General features: G+C 67.1%; 10 protein-coding genes. 7 read left to right on the forward strand and 3 right to left on the reverse strand.

Going from position 1 to position 19,578, the window contains the following annotated elements; all coding sequences use genetic code 11:
* Position 1: 1 nt before the first annotated feature.
* Together M1D55_RS02035 and fhuF are read right to left on the reverse strand one after the other, a co-directional pair.
* Positions 2-9,628 (reverse strand): amino acid adenylation domain-containing protein, encoded by a 9,627-nt coding sequence (locus tag M1D55_RS02035; protein WP_456280959.1) that lies wholly within the window; start codon positions 9,626-9,628, stop codon positions 2-4.
* Positions 9,629-9,728: 100 nt separating this feature from the next.
* Positions 9,729-10,469, reverse strand: coding sequence for a siderophore-iron reductase FhuF (gene fhuF / locus M1D55_RS02040; RefSeq protein WP_456280960.1), 741 nt, complete (start codon positions 10,467-10,469; stop codon positions 9,729-9,731).
* Positions 10,470-10,794: 325 nt separating this feature from the next.
* Between fhuF and M1D55_RS02045 the strand changes: the two genes are divergently transcribed.
* From M1D55_RS02045 to M1D55_RS02065, 5 genes are all read left to right on the forward strand, one after another.
* Positions 10,795-12,954 carry a TonB-dependent siderophore receptor gene (locus M1D55_RS02045; RefSeq protein WP_456280961.1) on the forward strand — a complete coding sequence of 720 codons (2,160 nt, stop codon included), beginning with the start codon at positions 10,795-10,797 and terminating at the stop codon, positions 12,952-12,954.
* 231 nt (positions 12,955-13,185) lie between these two features.
* Positions 13,186-15,009, forward strand: coding sequence for a cyclic peptide export ABC transporter (locus M1D55_RS02050; RefSeq protein ID WP_456280962.1), 1,824 nt, complete (start codon positions 13,186-13,188; stop codon positions 15,007-15,009).
* A gap of 108 nt (positions 15,010-15,117) precedes the next feature.
* Positions 15,118-15,381, forward strand: a complete 264-nt coding sequence (locus M1D55_RS02055; RefSeq protein WP_232205297.1) for a FecR/PupR family sigma factor regulator — start codon at positions 15,118-15,120, stop codon at positions 15,379-15,381.
* A 311-nt stretch (positions 15,382-15,692) separates the two neighbouring features.
* Positions 15,693-16,253, forward strand: a complete 561-nt coding sequence (locus tag M1D55_RS02060; protein WP_006575921.1) for an RNA polymerase factor sigma-70 — start codon at positions 15,693-15,695, stop codon at positions 16,251-16,253.
* 170 nt (positions 16,254-16,423) lie between these two features.
* The gene (locus M1D55_RS02065; protein ID WP_006575922.1) at positions 16,424-17,572 is read left to right on the forward strand and encodes a zinc-dependent alcohol dehydrogenase; all 1,149 of its coding nucleotides are present in this window, start codon (positions 16,424-16,426) and stop codon (positions 17,570-17,572) included.
* A 91-nt stretch (positions 17,573-17,663) separates the two neighbouring features.
* Here M1D55_RS02065 and M1D55_RS02070 read toward each other — a convergent pair whose 3' ends face one another.
* A complete protein-coding gene (locus M1D55_RS02070; protein ID WP_006575923.1) occupies positions 17,664-18,041 on the reverse strand; it encodes a hypothetical protein in 378 nt (125 codons plus the stop codon).
* A gap of 340 nt (positions 18,042-18,381) precedes the next feature.
* Between M1D55_RS02070 and M1D55_RS02075 the strand changes: the two genes are divergently transcribed.
* Positions 18,382-18,912 carry a DUF4142 domain-containing protein gene (locus tag M1D55_RS02075; protein WP_043440306.1) on the forward strand — a complete coding sequence of 177 codons (531 nt, stop codon included), beginning with the start codon at positions 18,382-18,384 and terminating at the stop codon, positions 18,910-18,912.
* A gap of 59 nt (positions 18,913-18,971) precedes the next feature.
* On the forward strand, positions 18,972-19,307 hold the full coding sequence (locus M1D55_RS02080; RefSeq protein WP_456280963.1) for a hypothetical protein: 336 nt from the start codon (positions 18,972-18,974) through the stop codon (positions 19,305-19,307).
* The last annotated feature ends 271 nt before the right edge of the window (positions 19,308-19,578 follow it).

Raw genomic sequence — 19,578 nt, forward strand, 5'->3', positions numbered from 1 at the left:
ATTAGGAAGTCTCGAGGTCGGCCATCAGGTCGTCGATGGTCTGCAATTGGCTGGCGACGTTGACCGTAGCGCCGGTCGCTTGTTGCTGGGCGATGTAGTCGGCCAGGTCGGCCACGGTGGGCAGCGCCATCGCCTGACGCAGCGTCAGCGTGTTGCCGAACTTGCGATGCAGCCGGGATACGAGTTGCGTCAGCAGCAGGGAGTGGCCGCCGAGCTCAAAGAAGTCATCGTGTATGCCGACGCGCTCGACGCCGAGTACTTCCTGCCAGATCGTTGCCAACAAGCCCTCGATGGAGTTGCGCGGCGCCACGTAGACCTGGGTTTCCCATACCGGCTCGGGTAGCGCGCGGCGGTCGAGCTTGCCGTTGGACGTGACCGGCAACTGGTTCAGCGGCACGATCTGCGCCGGCACCATATAGGGCGGCAGGCAGCCTTCCAGATAGGTTCTCAACTTGGCCCCGATGCCGGGCTGGTCTTCGACCGGAACGGCATAAGCCACCAGCTGCTTTCCACTCGGGCCATCGTGGGCGACGACCACCGCTTCCCGCACGCTTGCATGCGCGCGCAGCCGCGCCTCGATCTCGCCCAGTTCGATGCGATAGCCCCGGATCTTGACCTGATGGTCGAGCCGGCCGACGTATTCGATGCTGCCGTCGCGACCGCGCCGCACCAGATCGCCGGTGCGGTACATCCGGGCGCCGGCGGTGAAGGGGTCGGGGACGAAACGTTCCGCGGTCAGGCCCGGTTTGCCGACATAGCCGCGCGCCAAACCGAGGCCGCCGATATACAGCTCGCCGGCCACGCCAACTGGCACCGGGTTGAGGTCGGCGTCGAGCACATAGGCGGTGCGGTCGCCCACCGGCTTGCCGATCGGCACGTAGGCGCTGGAGCAGTCGGTGTCGTGCTGCCCAACCCAAGCCAGCGGCGTGACGACGGCCTCGGTTGGCCCGTAGCCATTGATCAGCGTGCCGGCGCGGAACTTCTGCTTGATGCGGGCAAAGGCCTCCCGGGACATCGCCTCGCCGCCAAACGACAGCAGGCGCAGCGGTACCGGTTCGGTGGCCGCCTCCGCGAGCCGTTGCAAGTAGGCAGGCGGGAAGCCGGCATTGGTCACGCCGTCGCGGGCGATCGCTTCGAGGGTCTGCTCGGCGCTCCACAGGGTGTCGTCACGCAGCACCAGTTGGGCGCCGGCGATCAGCGGCACCAGCCAGCGCTCGTGGGCACCGTCGAAGTTGAACGACAGGAAGTGCAATTCCCGATCGTCCGGCCCCATGCCGTACTGCTCGACGGTGGCGTGGCAGTGCATCGCCAGGGGGCCGTGTTCGACAGCGACGCCCTTGGGCGTGCCGGTCGAGCCGGAGGTGTAGATCAGGTAGGCCAGCTGGCGCGGATCGACGTCGGGCAATCGCACCGCCTGCGGTTCACCAATGTCCTCCATGACGATAGTTGGCAGGCTGGTATCGATCCGGCCGCTCAGGGCTCGGGATGTAACAACGAGCTTGACGCCGGCGTCCCGCAGCAACTGCTCGATACGCGCAGCCGGCAGCTCAGGGTCCAAGGGCAGGTAAGCGGCGCCGGCCTTCAGCGTGGCGAGCAGCCGCACGATCAGGTCAGGGCTGCGGTCGAGCACCACGCCGACCACGGTTTCCGGGCCCGCTCCGGCCGCATGCAACGCATAGGCCAGACGCGTGGCGGCGGCATCGAGTTCGCCGTAGCTGGCGGCGCGGTTGCCGCAACGCACGGCAATGGCGCCGGGGCGCCGGGCTGCTTGGCGGGCGATGGCGACGTGGACGGCCTCGGCGTTCGAGAAGCGCTGGTCCGGTGCATCCGCATCCTGCGATCGGGCGTGAAGGTCGGTATCGAGCAACTTCAACTCGGCGATACGCGTGGCCGGGGCGGCGGCGATTTGTTCCAGCACGCCAATGTATTGCCGTTGCAGCTGCTCGACGGCAGCGTGCGAGAACGCTTCGCACTGATAGCTGCACACGATATCCAGGGTCGCGCTGGCGGAAATCACCAGCGTCAGCGGATAGTTGGTGGTCGCCGCATGGCTGATCTCGCCGAGCTTCAGGCCGTTCTGCTCGCGCTGGCGCAGCGCGGCATCGACGGGGTAGTTCTCGAACACCAGGATCGAGTCGAACAGTGCGTGTCCGCCCTGGCCGGCCCAACGCTGGATCTCGTACAGCGGCACGTGTTCGTGCTCGCGCAGGGCCAGGTTTTCGGCTTGCAGCGCCTGCAGCCAGTCGGCGACGGGCTGGTCCGGTGCAGGTGCCTGGATCACCGGCAGCGTATTGATGAACAGGCCCAGCATCGCCTCGGCGCCGGGCAATGCTGCCGGCCGGCCGGCAACGGTGGCGCCAAAGGCGACGGCACGCCGTCCGGTATAGCGCTGCAGCACGATGACCCAGGCCGCCTGCAGCAGCGTGTTCAGCGTCAGATGCTGGCTGGCGGCACTGCGTTGGATACGGGCGAGGGCGTCTGCATCGAGCGTGGTGCGGCAGGTCGCATGACCGGTGCCGGCGTCAGGCGCAGGAAGAGCGGACGCCAGCCGCGTCGGCTCGTCGAGCGCTTGCAGCCGCCCGCGCCAGAACGATTCGCTGGCGGCGACGTCGTGCGTCTGCAACCAGCCGATGTGGTCGCGATAGCGGGATGCGGGGACCTCGACCGGCTGGCCGTGGTAGCGCTGCAGGACTTCGCCGATCAATCGGGCCGTGCTCCAGCCATCGAGCAGCAGATGGTGGCTGGTCCAGATCATGCGGTAGCGGTTCGCTCCAAGATAGAGAAGGCGCACCCGCATCAGCGGAGGCGTGTCGAGCGAGAAGGCCTGTTTACGTTCCGCGAGCGCGACGTCCTCGCACTCGGATTCGTTCCACTGCCGCTGCGCATCGATGCGCACCGGCGAAGGCACCTGCCGATAGACCGCCTGCATCGCCTGCCCGTCGATCCAGACAAAGCCGGTACGCAGGATCTCGTGGCGCGCCACCGTCTCGTCCCAGGCCGCGCCGAAGCGATCGGCGTCGAGGCCGTCGAGCGTAATGGCTAGCTGGTTGACGTAAAGCCCGGCCTCGGGCGCGTATAGCGAGTGGAACAGCATGCCGTGCTGCATCGGCGTCAGCGGATACAGGTCCTCGATCTGGCGGCCGTCGAGGCGATCGAGCTGATCCTGAGTCAGGCCGGCGAGCGGGACGTCGGACGGCGTCAGCGCACCGGCCGGCACGCTGACGCAATGGTCGATGGTAGCCTCCAGCGCCTGCCGATAGGCCTCTACCAGCGAAGCGATGGTGTCATGCCGGTAGCGCGCGGTGCTGAAGCTGACCGCCAGCGACAGCGCGCCGCCGGACACCTGGCCGTTGATCGTGATCCAGTTGCCGAGCGGGGCCTGCGGGTCGCGGCTGGCTCCGCACGGTTCTTCGGCGAAGTCGAACAGCGCGTCAGCACCGAGGCTTTGGTCGAACTGGCCGAGATAGTTGAACGTGATGCGGGGCAGGGCGCAGGACGCGAGTCGGTCGCGGATGGCCTGCGGCCCGAGATGCCGCAGCAGGCCGTAGCCGATGCCATGGTCCGGAACGCCCCGCAGCGTCTCCTTGACAGACTTGATGCTCGCCGCGGCGTCCGAGGCCGAGGGCAGCACTACCGGGAACATCGTCGTGAACCAGCCAACGGTGCGGCCAATATCCGGCGTCGCGCGCAAGGCCTCCCGGCCATGCCCTTCAAGCAGCACGGCAGCGCGATCGAGGCCGGCCCATTGGCCAACCGCCTGCGCAAGCGCGCTCAGCAGCAGGTCGTTGATCTGCGTTCGGTAGGCGGCCGGTGCCTGCTTCAGCAGCCGTTGTGTCTGCTCGGCCGACAGCTGAAGCGTCAGCGTCGCGGCATCGCCAATGTGATCGTTCCCCACGGCGTGATCGCAAGGCAGCTCAGGTCCTTGCTGGGCATGCCAATAGTCGGCCTGCTGGATGACCCCGTCCGAGTTTGCGTGCTGCGCTAACGCCTGTGACCAGGCCTTGTAAGACGCGGTCTTGGCCGGCAGCGCGATCGGCTGGCGCTGCTGCGCGAGCCGGTACGCTTGCTGCAGGTCCTCCAGCAGGATGCGCCACGAGACGCCATCGACGACAAGGTGGTGGATGGCGAGCAGCAGGCGCTCGCTGCCATCCGGCAATTGAAGATGCAGCGCGCGCAGCAATGGCCCCTGTGCCAGATCCAGGCTCCGTTGAGCACGATCGCAGTGTGCAGCGATGGAGTCGGCCTCGTCCACTTGCTGCTGCCACAGCAGTTCGCTATCGCCTGGCGCGGTGTAGTGTTGCCGCCATTGCCCGTCCTGCTCGCGGTAGCGCAGCCGCAATGCATCGTGATGGCCGACCAGTGCCGTCAGCGCGCTGCGCAGGGCGTCCGGATCGAGCGGCGCCGTGGGACGCAGCAGAATCGATTGATTCCAATGGTTTCGATTCGGGATCGGCGCCTCGAAGAACGCCCGCTGAATCGGCAGCAGTGGTGCGTCGCCGGTCGGCTTGTCGTCGACGCGCCGATTCGCCTCATCGCGCTTGGTCACCTGTGCCAGCGCCTGCACGGTCTGATGCAGGAACAGGTCTTTTGGCGTGAAACGCAGGCCGAGGCGGCGTGCGCGACTGACCGATTGGATCGACAGGATCGAGTCGCCGCCAAGCTCGAAGAAGTTGTCGGTCGCGCCGACGCGCTCGACGCCGAGGACGTCTTGCCAGACTTGCGCAAGCAGGGCCTCGGTATCGTTGCGCGGGGCGACGTAGCCCTCGGCTTCCCATACCGGGGCGGGCAGGGCGCGGCGGTCGAGCTTGCCGTTGGGCGTGACCGGGAGCCGCTCGAGCGCGATGATCTGAGCCGGCACCATATGGTCGGGAAGTTGTGCCTTGAGCCGGTCCTTGATCGTCGCGGTGTCGACGGCGTCCAGCACGCAGTAGGCGACCAGCCTCTCCTCGTGAACGATCACCGCGGCGTCCTTGACCCCCGGCTGGGACCGCAGCAGATGGGCGACTTCGCCGAGTTCGACGCGGTAGCCGCGGATCTTGACCTGTTCGTCCTGACGGCCCAGGTATTCAATCCGGCCGTCCGCATCCTGCTTGACGCGATCGCCGGTGCGGTACATCCGTGCGCCGGAGGTGAAGGGATCGGGCAAGAAGCGTTCGGCAGTGAGCCCGGGCCGTCCAAGGTAGCCGCGGGCCAGCTGCGGTCCGGCTATATAGAGCTCACCGACGATGCCGGTCGGTACCGGGTTCAGGTCGGCGTCCAGCACGTACACGCGCGAGCCGGGCAGCGGGGTGCCGGTAGGTAGCTGCCGCTCGGGCAGGGACACAGCTTCATGCGTCAGTACGCCGACGGTGGTTTCCGTCGGTCCGTAGTGGTTGAACAGCCGGCAGTGAGGTTTCAGGTCGCGGACCGTGCGAGCCAGCTCGGCTGAGGTCGCTTCGCCACCGAGAATCAGTGCCTGCTCGGGCAGAACATCGGCGGGCTGCCTGGCCTGCAGCAGCCCGCGCAGATGACTCGGTACGATCTTGAGCACGCCGACACGGTGCTGCGCCATGTACTCAGCAAACCGATCCGGATCGAAGCCCCGTTCGCGCGAGATCAGGTGCAGGGTCCGGCCACTGCAGAGGGCACCGAACAATACGGTATGGCCCAAGTCTGCGGCCGTGGTCGAGACCATTGCCATCGAGGCATCGGCCGGCAGTTGCAGCCGGTGCAGCACGCCGCAGACGTAGTGCGCCAACGCGTCATGACTGACGACCACGCCTTTCGGGGTACCGGTCGAGCCAGAGGTGTAGATCAGATAAGCGGCCTGGCCCGGAAGCAGCGAGACGGCAGGGGCGTCGTCCACCGGCGCCACAGACGCCGGATCGATGCAATCGACGCCGGGCACGAAGCCAACGACAACGTGAGCTCCGGCATCGTCGAGCAGCTGCCGCAAGCGCTCGGCAGGCTGTGCCGGATCGAGCGGCACACAGACGGCTCCGGCCTTCAGGATGCCGAGCAGGCCGGTAACGAATGCAGGCGAGCGCTCGACACAGAGCCCAACCCGCGCCTCGCGCCCAACGCCGCGCTCGATCAGCGCCGCGGCGATCCCATTGGCCATCCGGTCGGTCTCGCCCCGGGACAGCACCTGATCCTCATATTGCAGTGCGAGGGCGGAAGGATCAGCGTCAGCGTTCCGCCGCCATGCCGCGAGCACATCGGCCGGAGCCGATGTCACCGCCTCGCCAACGAGCTGCCCGTCCTCATTGTCGAGCGCCAGCTCACCAACGCGAACGGTCGGTGTCGAAGCAATCTGTTCGAGGATGCCGACATAGTGCTGACGCATCCGCTCGATGGTGCCGCGATCGAACAGATCGGTGGCGTAGCCGAACCGGCCCGCGATGCCGTCTTCTCTCTCTACCAGATCCAACGCGATATCGAAGCGCGTGACATCGCCTTCGATCTGTTCGGCCGTGACGACGTGGCCGGCCAACTGTTTGGGAACCGCAATCGGCAGCGCCAGGTTGAACTTGACCTGGAACAGCGGGTTGTGGGCGAGGCTGCGTTCCGGCTGCAGCGCCTCGACCAGCTGTTCGAAGGGCAGGTCGCGGTATCCCTGCGACTCGATCATCGTCTGATGCAGCCCACGGAGCAGCGCGTCCCACGGCATGCTGCCGTCGATGTCCGTGCGCACGACCAGCGTATTGACGAAGCAGCCGATCAGGGCCTCGGTCTCGACGCTGCCGCGATTGGCGACCGGCACGCCAACCCGGACATCGCGCTGCCCCGTGTAGCGGTACAGCAGCGTCTGGAAGGCGGCCAACAGCACCGCAAACATCGTCGTCTTTGCTTCCAGCGCGATGCCGCGCAAGCTCGCCGTCAACGTGTCGTCCAGCATGAACGGCACCGCGTCGCCGCGATGGCTTTGCACCGCGGGGCGCGGCCGATCGCTCGGAAGTTCCAGTACAAGGGACTGGTCGCCGAGGCGATCCTTCCAGTAGGCGAGTTGACGGTCACGCTCGCCGGCCTCCAGGCGATCCGCATGCCAGACGGCATAGTCGGCGTAGCGGATCGCGAGCGGCGGCAACTCGACGGGACGATCTGCCGCGAAACCCTCGTACAGCCGGCAAAACTCGTCGATCGCCACATTCATCGACCAGCCATCCGACACGATATGGTGGACCGTGATCGACAGCCATTCCTGGTCTTCCGCGACTCGCAGTTGCGCGACGCGCAATGGTGCCGCGGCCAGCAGGTCGAACGGCTCGGCGCTGAGCTCGCGGGCTTTTGCTTGCGCCCGGGCCGCGGCGTCGGGCCCGTGCTCGCCCAGATCCAGTACCGCAATCGGGCAGGGGCCGGCGGGCAGTACCCGTTGCCGCGGTTCCTCATGCGGGTCCAGTTCGAAGCGCGTGCGCAGCCCCTCGTGCCGGGCGACCAGTGCGTCGACCGCGCGTTGCAGCGCGATCCGGTCGAAACGCCCGTGCAGATTCAGCACACCGGAGACGTTGTAGGCGCCGCTGCCCGGCTGCATCGACCACAGCACCCACAGGCCCCGTTGCACCGGGGACAGCGGCGCCAGTTCGCTGTCTGGCCGGCGCGCAATGGACCCTTCCTTCGCCGAGTCCTGACCCTCGTCGCGAGCCAGCAACCCGTCGATGACCGCCGCGTTGGCCCGCAGCGACCCATCGGCGAACAGGTGCGCCAACGCGTAGCCACGATGCAACCGCTCCCGGATTCTCGACACCAGTTGGGTTGCGCGCACCGAATTGCCGCCCATCGCGAAGAAGTTGTCGTCGGCCGATGCCGGCCGGATGGCGAGCACTTCCTGCCAGAGCTCCGCCAGTGTCGCCTCCGTGCCCTGCAGCGCCACGGCGTTGGCGTTCGCGGTGGCGACCGACGATGGACCCGATGCGAGCCGCCGCCCCGATTCGAATGCCGCCCACAGCGCCAGATCGCCGCTGCGCCAGGCCGGCAGGCAGCGCGAGCGTTGCAGCTTGCCGCTGGTGGTCTTCGGCAGTTCGCCGGGCTGCAGCAGCAGCACCAGGCCCGGCGGCTCGCCGCAGCATTGGGCCACCGCCTCGCGAATGGCCGCCTCCACCGCCTCCGGAGAGCCGAACTTCTGGATGCTGCGCGCAATCTCGGCCGCGATGCCGATCGTTTCGACCTGCCCGTCTGGCGATGGGAACGCGAAGGCGGCGACCCGGCCCTTGCGCACGACCTCGACCGCGGCTTCGACCGCGATTTCGATGTCCTGCGGATACAGGTTGTGTCCGCGGACGATGATCAGGTCCTTCAACCGTCCGGCGACATAGAGCCTGCCGTCGTGCAGGAAGCCGAGGTCGCCCGTGCGCAGATGGCGAGATGCGGCATCGTCGTGATGGGCAAATGTGTTCGCAGTGGCCTCGGGGTGCTGCCAGTAGCCCGCCGTCACGCTCGGCCCGCTGATGCAGATCTCGCCGACCTCGCCGTCCGGAACCGGCTGTCCATGTTCGACATGGCGGATCTCGATGCGGTGGTCCGGGGCCGCATCGCCGCAGGCCACGAGCCGAGTACCGTCGCCATCGTGCGATGCCACGGCACATCCCGCGGCCAGCGCCGCCTCGTCGAAACCGACCATCGTGGCACCTTCGCCGGGACGCCCGCCGGTGGCAAGCAGCGTTGCCTCCGCCAGTCCATAGCAGGGATAGAGCGCGCTGGCGTCGAGGCCGGCATCGGCGAAGTGGCTGGCGAACCGTTCCAGTGTCTCGGCGCGGATCGGCTCGGCGCCGCAGAAGGCGACACGCCAGCTGCGCAGCGAAAGCGTCGGCACCTGTGCCGAACGCACGCGCTCCACGCACAGCCGATAGGCGAAGTCGGGACCGCCGCTGACGGTGCCGCCGAATCGGTCGATTGCCTCCAGCCAGCGGCGCGGCCGCTGCAGGAAATACGTCGGCGACATCAGCACCAGCGGCATGCCGCCATAGAGCGGATGCAACAGTCCACCGACCAGGCCCATGTCGTGATAGAGCGGCAGCCAGCTGACCATCACGTCGCCGGCCGTGGTGCCGAACTGGTGGGCGATGGCCGCCTGGTTGGCGACGATATTGGCGTGCGTCACCATCACCCCCTTCGGGGTCGCGGTCGAACCGGAGGTGTACTGCAGGAAGGCAACGGCGTCAGGGCTGACCGATGCGGCCCAGGCCTTTGCGTACGAAAGGGTCGTCTCCGGGGGCGATTGCCGGACCGACGATACGGTGACGACGCGCGTCTGCAGGCTGGCGGAGCGTCCGCTCGCCCATTCGCCGGCAAGTCCGTCGTCGACCACGACGACAGCGGGCTGCGCATCGGCGGCGATGGCGTTGAGCCGGGCCAGATGCTGCGGCCGCATCGATTCGGGCGGGAAAGCCGGCACCGCGATCACGCGCGCCAGCAGGCAGCCGAGAAACGCGCTGACATAGTCGATGCCGGTATCGAGCACGATCATCGCGCGCTCGCCGGGCTGGGCGACCTCGCTCAGCCGGGCAGCGTAGGCCGCCGCTCGCGCGAGCAGGTCGCGATAGCGGTAGGGCGTGCCTTCGGGGTGGTCCTCGTCCAGCACCGTCAGTGCCGTCGCATCGGCGCGGCTTGTCGCGTGTTGGATCAAATGGTCGAGCAGCGTCTCGCCTTGCATTGCTGTCCTTTTGCGAATCGATGGACCGGTGCTGCACCAGCACGTCCGACAGAAGGAGGACGAAGGGAGAGGCGGGGAATTTAGCGCGGCGTGACTTCGATCAGCACAATGCCGCGCACTCGGCGCGCAGCGGACAGGTGCCGCAGTAATCGTCGCCGTCGAGCCGGTACTTCAGGCAGCAGACGCGGCGCACGCGACGTTCGCCGCCGTCCGCCTGCGGGCGGTGCAGATAGGCGGCGCGATAGGGATGCGGCCGGCCGTCGGCGCCCCGGTCCTGGCGCAGCCACTGCGCCAGCGAGTCGCGGCGTCGCCCATCCAGTGCCGGATGGGCGAGCAGGTTCATGCCGACGTATTGGACGAACTCGGCCGCGTGGCTCCACAGCACGCGCGGCGAGGCACGGGTCAGCGCCGACAGCGTGGCGAACACCGGCGCCAGATGGTGGTGCGTCATGGCGCCCAGCGTTTCGTCCAGCGTTGCCGCGCCCTGGCCGAGCGCCGGCGAACGCAGGTGGATGCGTGACACCAGACCGTCCGGACCGAAGGCGATATCGACCTCGTCCAGCGTTACCGGCACCGTTCGGCCGAGCGCTGCCGCCGCGACCAGCACCGGCGGCACCAGCACCACGCAGTAGTGCCGGGCCCACCACGACGCCAGCGCGGGCGGGGCGCGCTCGTGTTCGGCTCCGATGGTGTCGCGGTATTCGGCCAGCCGTTGCCGCAATGCCGCCGGCTCTGCGAACAGGCTTCCCGGCACCGCATTGACGCCGGCCGGCGCCGTGGTGACCCCTTCGCCGAAGCGCCGCAGCGGGCCGGGAAAGAAGGGTGCGAGTTCGGCAATCAACAGGATCTCCAGGCCAGGGCGGGGCCGAATCGATGCGTATCGAAGCAAGCGTCGTTGCTGGAACGCCGCCTTCAACGAGAGACGAACCGCCCACCGCCGAAATTAGCGTCGCCCCCTTTCTGTGCCGATCAGCCGCCAATTCCCCTTTTCACGCTCCCTATTGCCGTTTTTCCGTCACTCACGTAATAATTACGAATCATTATCATTCGCAGACGCATTACGGCGAGCCTTTTTGCGTGCCGGGCGAACGCGATCCAAAAAGAAGGGGAGTCTCATGCAACGGGTGTTCGATTGCCGGCGGACGGAGGTTCGGCGGGCGGTAGTGATGTTGTTTGCGCTGGCGGGCAGCGCGCATGCACAGGAGCAGGCGGCGCCGGCGGGCCAGCCCGTGACGGGCCAATTGCCAGAGGTCACCGTCAGGGCCACCGGGTCGGAGACGGGAACCGGCCCGGTGGGCGGCTATGTCGCCCGGCGCAGCGTCACCGCGACCAAGACCGATACGCCGTTGGCGGAGACGCCGCAGTCGATTTCGGTGATCACGCGCGAGCAGATGGAAGACCGCGGCGTGCAGAACGTGTCCGAGGCCTTCGCCTATTCGGCCGGCGTGGTCGGCGACAACGTGGTCGAGTCGCGCTATGACAAGCCGGTGATCCGCGGCTTCCCCGCGCGGCAGTATCTCGACGGCCTGTACATCAACTACTACACGAGCGGCTACCTCATGCCGCGTGTCGACACCTATGGGCTCGAGCGCGTCGAGCTGCTGCGCGGCCCCAGTTCGGTGCTGTACGGCGCCAACGCGCCGGGCGGCCTCATCAACCTGGTCAGCAAGCGGCCGACCGCCGAGACGCTGCGCGAGGTCAATCTGCAATATGGTTCGCACAATCGGAAGCAGGCCAGCTTCGACCTGTCCGGCGCGGTGGACAGCAACCAGACCGTGCTCTATCGGCTGACCGGCCTGTTCCGCAAGAGCGATACGCAGACCGAGCATGCCAAGGACGACCGCATCTTCATTGCGCCCGCCTTGACGTTCCGCCCCTCCGCCGATACCACCTTCACGCTGCTGACGCACTACCAACGCGACAAGCAGGGCACCGCGATCAACTTCCTGCCGCGCGAGGGCACGGTCATTCCGACGGTGAACGGCCGCAGGATCCCGGTCGGGTTCTTCACCGGCGAGCCGGGCTTCAATACCTTCGACCGCGAGGAATACGCGATCGGCTACGCCTTCGAGCATCGCTTCAACGACACCTTCCGCGTACGGCAGAACGTGCGCTACATGCACAGCGACCTGACCTATACCGGGGTCTATGCGGTGGGCTGGAACTCGGCGGCGCAGCAGCAACTGCGGCGCGGTTCGCTCGATGCCGGCGGCAAGCTCGATACGATCGGCGTCGATACCCAGCTGCAGGCGGACTTCAGTACCGGGCCGGTCCGGCACAAAGTGCTGGTCGGCGTGGATTACCAGCATGGCAAGTTCGACGACAAGCAAGGCTTCGGCACGGTAGGCACGCCGCCGCTGGGCCTGATCGATCCGTGGAATCCGGTCTACGGCGCCAGGATCAACCCGATCGCCTCGTACACCAATGCGGAGCAGACCCAGCGCCAGCTCGGCATCTATTTCCAGGATCAGATGAAGCTGACCGAGCGGCTGACCTTCGTCGCCGGCGGCCGCAAGGACTGGGCGAGCTCCGATACGACGTCGACCCGCATCGTCACCGCGACCAACGCCCGCACCGTCACGACGACGCCGATCGACCAGGACGACTTCACCTATCGCCTCGGCCTGCTGTACCAGGCGCCGTACGGCATCACGCCATACGTCAGCTATTCGACCTCGTTCCAGCCGCAGGCCGGCACCGACCGCCAGGGCTCGCCGTTCAAGCCGACCACCGGCAAGCAGACGGAGCTGGGGGTCAAGTTCCAGCCGCCGGGCAGCAACAGCTTCATTACCGCCGCGGTCTACGACCTGCGGCAGCAGGACGTGCTGACGCCGGACCCGGGCCGTCCGGCCGGCACCAATTTCCAGATCCAGACCGGCGAGATCCGCTCGCGCGGCTTCGAGCTGGAAGGCACGATGGACTTCCAGAACGGCTTAAAGGCGATCGGCTCGTACACCTTGATGAATATGGAGACGACCAAGAGCAACGGTCCGGACCTCGGCAAGACGCCGACCAACCGGCCGCGCCATACGGCCGCGCTGTGGGTCGACTACACGATGCGCGGCGGCATGCTGCGCGGTCTCGGCATGGGGGCCGGCGCGCGCTACATCGGCTCGACCTGGGGCGATGCGGCCAATACCTTCAAGGTGTCGTCGGTGTGGCTGGCCGATGCCGCGATCCACTACACGCTCGACCAGCATTGGCGTTTTGCGTTGACCGCGACCAATCTGCTCGACAAGGAATACGTCGGGCAGTGCGGCAGCGCGACGACCTGCTATTACGGCTACCGCCGCAACATCCTGGCCACCGCGACGTATCGCTGGTGAGGGTGCACGCCGCAAGGCGCGCCGCGCCCATATGTCATTCCCGCGCATGCGGGAATCCAGCGGCGTAGAGAGCCGCTGGGTCCCCGCGTGCGCGGGGACGACAGGCGTGTTGCAAGCTGAGGTGGCAATCGCGCCGGTTGCCTCCAGCGAGCCCCTGCGTCACGGTAGCTAATTCGCGGACATCGTCGTTCGTCACAGGAAGGAGACCTCTTCCTCGTGGAGCCGCCGACCGTGTCCGCCTTTCCCTCGCTGCGCAATGTGTTGTTCCGGGCCTCGGGCCATCTGCTGGCGTTCGCCATCGTGGCCAGCCTGGGTGGTGGCGCGGCCTCGGTGGGGCTGATCGCCACCATCAACCGCGCGTTGTCGACGCCTGCGGACCAGTTGGCCGCGTTGGGGCTACGGTTCGCGGCGCTGGCCGTGGCCGTGCTGCTGTGCCGTACCGCCGCGCTGATGCTGTTCGTGCGGCTGAACCAGACGGTGCTCGCCAGCTTGCGCGAGCATATCGCCGGCCGGCTGCTGGCCTCGCCCTATGCCGAACTCGAACGGGTTGGCCCGGGACGCGGGCTCGCGCTGCTGGGCGAAGACACCAATCAGGTCGCCACGCTGCTGGTCGCGCTGCCGTTCGTGGTGATGAACGGCACCATCGTGCTCGGCTGCCTGGCGTATCTGGCCTATCTGTCCTGGCAGGTGTTCCTGTTCGCGCTCGTTGCCGTGCTGACCGGCTCGATTTGCTACCGGCTCAGCCGCAAGCGTTCGCAGCGCTATCTGCGCGACGCCGGCAGATGGCACGACGTGCTGATCGAACGCTTCGGCGCGATTTTCGCGGGCGCCAAGGAGCTGAAGCTGCATCGCCAGCGCCGCGAGGCGTTCGCCAGCGGGCCGCTGGCCGAGGCGATCGATGCGGTCAGGACCAACCGCACGCAGGGCTTGTCGCTGCTGTATCTGTCGCTGACGATCGGCAGCACGCTGTTCTTCGCGGTGATCGGCATCATCCTGTTCGTCGTGCAGCGGCCGCTGGGTGCGGATGCCGCCGTCGCCAGCGGCTATACGCTGGTGTTCCTCTACATGATGGCGCCGCTGGAGGGCCTGCTGAACAGCCTGCCGCAGCTCAATCTGGCGCGTATCGCCTATCAACGGATCGCGGATACCACCGGGCCGCTGGCGGTGGAGCCAGGCCTGGGCGATGCGGCCGATGCGGCCGATGAGCGCCGGCCGTTCGTCGAACTCGCCTTGCGGGGCGTCACGCATCGCTATTTCCGCGACGGCGAGGACGGCGCCTTCACGCTGGGGCCGATCGATCTGTCGCTGCGCGCCGGCGAAGTGGTGTTTCTGGTTGGCGGCAATGGCAGCGGCAAGACCACGCTGGCCAAGCTGCTGGTCGGCCTGTATGCGCCCGAACAAGGCAGCGTGCTGCTCAATGGCGAGCCCATTACCGACGCCGTGGGCCACGAGCGTCATCGCCAGCAATGCACGGCGGTCTTCTCGGACTTTCATCTGTTCGACAGCCTGTTGGGCGCCGCGGCCGGCGAGGGTGCCAACGCGGTCGGCTACACGGCGCTGGATGCGCGCGCCAACGAACTGCTGGCGCGCCTGCAGCTGCAGCACAAGGTGACCGTGCGCGACGGCGCGTTCTCGACGCGCGCGCTGTCGCAAGGTCAACGCAAACGCCTGGCGCTGGTCGCGGCCTGCCTGGAGGACCGGCCTGTCATCGTGCTCGACGAATGGGCCGCCGATCAGGACCCCGCCTTCAAGGCGGTGTTCTATCGCGAGATCGTGCCGGCGCTGCGCGCGCAGGGCAAGGCGGTGCTGGTGATCTCGCACGACGACCGCTACTTCGATGCGGGCGATCGCGTCGTGCGGCTCGAACAGGGCCGCATCCGCGAGCAGCGGGGCGAACACCGGAGCGAAGACCAGCGCGAATACCGGGGCGAATACCGGGGCGAATACCGGGGCGAATACCGGGGCGAATACCGGGGCGAATACCGGGGCGAATCCCAACCGGCCACAGAGCCGGAGGGCGTGGCGATCGCCACCGAGCGGCAGCGCGCGGCATGAAACACGGGGCCGTTGCGCCGGTGCCCAGGCAGCGACTCCGCTACAATCGCGTCACACGACGCCGGTGCATGACATCGGCGCACAAGAACGCATCAAGGGGAGCTGTACGTGGTCCAGAACCGAACGCCGGGCAACGACATCGCCTGGCAACAAGCGCTCGACTGGGTGATGCTGATGCGGGACGGCATGCTCGACGCCAGCGCCGAACAACGCCTGCTCGAATGGCTCGACCAGTCGCCCGAGCACATCGAATCGTTTCGCCAGGCCTGCGCCGTGTGGCAGGCCACCGGTGCCGTGACCCCGTCGATCCAGGCGGCCCTCGAAGCCCGCATGCCGCGCACAACCGGGCAGCGCCCTTCGCGTCTCGGCTGACAGGGTCCGCGCTCGCGATGGCTGACTCCCTCTCCCGCTTGCGGGAGAGGGTTGGGGAGAGGGCAGAGGGCCGTTGCGCTCCGCGGTGGCGATTGCGAATGTCGATGCCCTCTCCCCCGTCCCCTCTCCCGCAAGCGCGAGAGCGGAGAAAGATTGGCTCTGGCGATAGTCGTCCGCAGCCACCAACCTTGTCCGCCGCCACCAACCTTTACACATTGCCTCTTCGAATCGCACGGGCATGTCGCTATAATTGCGAATGAGTCGCATTTGCGTTAGCATGTCCGTCGGTTTCTTCTGGGAGGGGGCACGAAATGACCGAGCAACCGATCAACGAGGTCCGGACGCCTGTCGAGGCGCACCAGCCGCGCCATATGAGCCAGGAACTGTTCGGTACCTTCCTCAGCTATCGCCGGGCCCTGATCGACGCCGCGGCGCGCATCCTGGGATGTCGTGCCGGCGCCGAGGACGTGGTCCAGGACACCTTCCTCAAGCTGATGGACCAGGAGAGCGCCATCGTGGTCCGGCAGCCGGTCGGCTACCTGTTCCAGACGGTGCGCAATCTGGCCATCGACCGGCACCGGCGCGCGGCGCTCGAGCAACGACACGCGGCCTGCGAGGAAGACGGACTGCTGGTGGCCAGCGACGCGTTGTCGCCGGAGTCGATCACGCTGGGCCGCGAAGCGCTCGGCACGGTCGCCGGCGCGCTGGCCGAACTCCCCGAGCGTACCCAGAAAGCCTTTGAGATGTATCGCATTCGCGGGATGACGCAGAAGGAGATTGCAGCCATCCTCGGCGTATCCCCGACCCTGGTCAATTTCATGATCCGCGACGCGATGACCCATTGCCGCGACGCGCTGTTCGGCGCCGCGTAAGCGCGACCATCGCGCCTTCACACGCAGCTTCCGGCCCGCTACCACCCCCGCTACCAGCCCAGCCCCCAGCCTTCCATCGCCCGGCTTCCCCGGAATGCAACTTGCGTCCTGCCGTGACGTTGCGGTCCGGCGGGTCGGACCGCGTCAACCCACGATTGCGGAGTTGCGCGATGAAAGCTGTCGTATTCCACGGAGTCGGCGATATACGCCTGGACGATGTGTCCGATCCGGTGCTGCAGGCGCCGACCGACGCATTGATCGAATTGACCGCCAGCGCCATATGCGGCACCGACCTGCACATGGTTCGCGGCACCATGCCCGGCATGCGGCCGGGCACCATCCTCGGCCATGAGGGCGTCGGCGTGGTCACCGAGGTCGGACAGGACGTCAACAATCTGCGGCCCGGCGATCGGGTCGTGATTCCCTCCACGATCGCCTGCGGCTACTGCAGCTACTGCCGCAGCGGCTATCACGCGCAGTGCGACAACGCGAATCCCAACGGCATGCGCGCGGGCACGGCGTTCTTCGGCGGACCGCAGACCACCGGTCCCTTCCACGGCCTGCAAGCCGAATATGCGCGGATTCCCTTTGCCAATATCGGCGCGATCAAGCTGCCCGACGAGATCAGCGACGACCAGGCCATCCTGATGTCGGACATTTTTCCGACCGGCTATTTCGGTGCGCAACTGGCCGAGATCCGGCGCGGCGATACCGTGGTCGTGTTCGGCTGCGGACCGGTCGGGCAGTTCGCGATCGTATCGGCGCATCTGCTCGGCGCATCGCGCATTCTCGCCGTCGACCATATTCCGTCGCGGCTCGAGGCGGCCCAGGCGCAGGGCGCCGAGGCCATCGACTTCAATCGCGAGGATCCGGTGCAGGCGATCCTGCGGCTGACCGGCGGCATCGGCGCCGACCGCGCCATCGATGCGGTCGGCATCGACGCGCAGCGCCGGCATGCCGATGGAGACGGTTCTACCGCGCAGCCCTCGTTATGGCAGCCCGGCGACGGTCCTTCCGAGGTGCTGAAGTGGTCGGTCGAGGCGCTTGCCAAGGCCGGCACGCTGTCGATCATCGGCGTCTATCCCGAGGCGCACGAGACCTTTCCGATCGGCAAGGCAATGAACAAGAACCTGACGCTGAAGATGGGCAACTGCAATCACCGCGCGATCTTGCCGGAGCTGGTCGACCTGGTACGCGCCGGCGTGATCGATCCCGCGGAGGTGTTGACGCAGACCGAGCCACTGACCGGCGCGCTGCAGGCCTACGAGGCGTTCGACCTGCGCCAGCCGGGCTGGATGAAGGTCAAGCTGGAGCCGTAAGCTGGCGTGGACCCGGGACAAAAAAAAGCCGGCACGCAATGCTGTTGCGTGCCGGCTTGCCGGGCCAGCGTGCGCCCGGTCAGCGCCGGGCTTACTGCTTCGTCGCCGGGCTGGGGGAGTCGCCCTTCGGCGCGGACGGCGAGTCCGGCGTTACCGCGTCGGGCATGCCCTGCTGGCGCGGCTTCTTGCTGCGATGCGTGGTGCCGCTCTTCTTCTTGTCGCGGGTCTCGCTGCCGGTCATGGTCGAACCGGTCGAGCTGGTCGAGCCGCTTTGCATCGTGGAGTCGCTTCCGCTCATGCTGCCGCCGGTCGCCGACGGCGTCGTGCTGCGGCTCGCGGGCGGGTTGCCTTCGGTCGGCGGCGCGCTCGGGTTCGGCGCGTTGTTGCTGGGGGGCGCCTGCTGGGCGACCGCAGGCAGGCTCAGCGCCGCGCACAGCGCAAGCGCGGTAGTGGTGACGATTCGCTTCATCGTTGGCTCCATCCATTGAACGTGAGAACGGGCGGGCCCGTCCGGACAGACACCGGCTGGTGGCACACGATGCCCGTTACCTAACGATACGTGCCGCGTTATGCCCGCTCAGGAAGGCGATGCCTGAATCGACTGTAGGAATTGGACGACGACCGCGAGCGCGCTACTGCAATCCTTACGAGCCGATGTAGAAATTCCGAGCCGCTATCGCAGACGCCGACGCGAACGATCCCCCCGCATGCCTCGCGCCATACACCGCGCCTGCCGCGCCGGCCTCGGCACGGAAGTTGCGCCGCGGCCGATGTCACTGATCCGGCTGATGGAGGCCATCTTGAAAACGATGCAATGGATTCGTCCCGCGCTGCTGGTCGCCGCCGCAGCTGCGATGAACCTGGCGTTCGCCGACGTCGGCAAGACCGACACCAACTTCATGAAGAAGGCGGCCGAGAGCGGCATGCTGGAAATCGAGGCCAGCACGCTGGCTGAAAGCAAGGCATCGAGCGACACGGTGAAGTCCTTTGCCTCGCAGATGCTGAAGGACCACAAGGCCGCGGACAGCGAACTGAAGGCGTTGGCGTCCAGCAAGGGCGTTGAATTGCCGACCGAGCTGCCCTCGGCGGACAAGAAGCGGCTGGAGGCGCTGGGCGCGCTCGAGGGCGCGACCTTCGATCGCGAGTATGCGAAGGAGGTCGGCGTCAAGGCGCACAACAAGGCGGTGTCCCTGTTCCGCGAGGCCTCGACCAAGTCCCGCGATCCGGACGTCAAGGCGTTCGCCGGCAAGACGCTGCCGACACTGCAACATCATCTCGAGATGGCCAACAAGATGGCCAACGAGGTGGGAAAGTCTCCGGCCAAGTCGGCGAAACGCTAGGCAGCGCGAACCGCGATGCGCCGGCGGCGCCCGCCGCCACAACTACGCAGGAGACAGAGATGAAACGTTTCGCCACTTTCGCCATGCTGGCGCTGATGTCCGGCGCCGCGATGTCGCAATCGACCGCCACGCCCGCGACCGGAACGCCGCCGGGCAGCGACAAGGCGCCCGGTACGGCCGCCTCGGACGTCATGCCAACTCGGCCGGTCCAGGCCCCAAGCGGTGGCTCCACTTCCGACCATGGCGCGCATGGCGGCACCCGTCAGCACGACGCGACCAAGGGCACCAGCACCAGCAAGCGCGGCGAGGCAAGCCAGTCCAATGGCAGCGACCGCCGCAGTGCTTCGGCGGCGGAGAGCTACGGCTATCCCGCGTCGCCGGCGAAGGCGCGCTAGCGGTGCCGCCGCGGCTCGCCATTCCCTGGCTGCTCCATTTCCCGTGCCTGAGCGCGGCGCCCGATGCGGGCGCCGCTTTTTTTTACGCACGCGCAATTGGCCGCATGGAGGGAAACGTTGGCTCGCGCACATAGGCAAACAATTTTTTATTTGCGAGCGCAGCAAACGCTAACTAGATTGCCTTCGTGGGTTTGTCAACGCTGACATGCTGGCGATCTCTGCATGTCGCGGCCCTGGCAACCCACCGTGGCGGTACACCGGCATGCCAAGG

It is taken from the genome of Cupriavidus sp. JZ107 (assembly GCF_053903255.1).

Bases quoted from the DNA above. Each gene is read 5' to 3' on its own strand.
- M1D55_RS02035 (WP_456280959.1), bottom strand. From the start codon at position 9,628: ATGCAAGGCGAGACGCTGCTCGACCATTTGATCCAACACGCGACAAGC.
- M1D55_RS02045 (WP_456280961.1), top strand. From the start codon at position 10,795: ATGTTGTTTGCGCTGGCGGGCAGCGCGCATGCACAGGAGCAGGCGGCG.
- M1D55_RS02060 (WP_006575921.1), top strand. From the start codon at position 15,693: ATGACCGAGCAACCGATCAACGAGGTCCGGACGCCTGTCGAGGCGCAC.
- M1D55_RS02065 (WP_006575922.1), top strand. From the start codon at position 16,424: ATGAAAGCTGTCGTATTCCACGGAGTCGGCGATATACGCCTGGACGAT.
- M1D55_RS02070 (WP_006575923.1), bottom strand. From the start codon at position 18,041: ATGAAGCGAATCGTCACCACTACCGCGCTTGCGCTGTGCGCGGCGCTG.
- M1D55_RS02075 (WP_043440306.1), top strand. From the start codon at position 18,382: ATGCAATGGATTCGTCCCGCGCTGCTGGTCGCCGCCGCAGCTGCGATG.
- M1D55_RS02080 (WP_456280963.1), top strand. From the start codon at position 18,972: ATGAAACGTTTCGCCACTTTCGCCATGCTGGCGCTGATGTCCGGCGCC.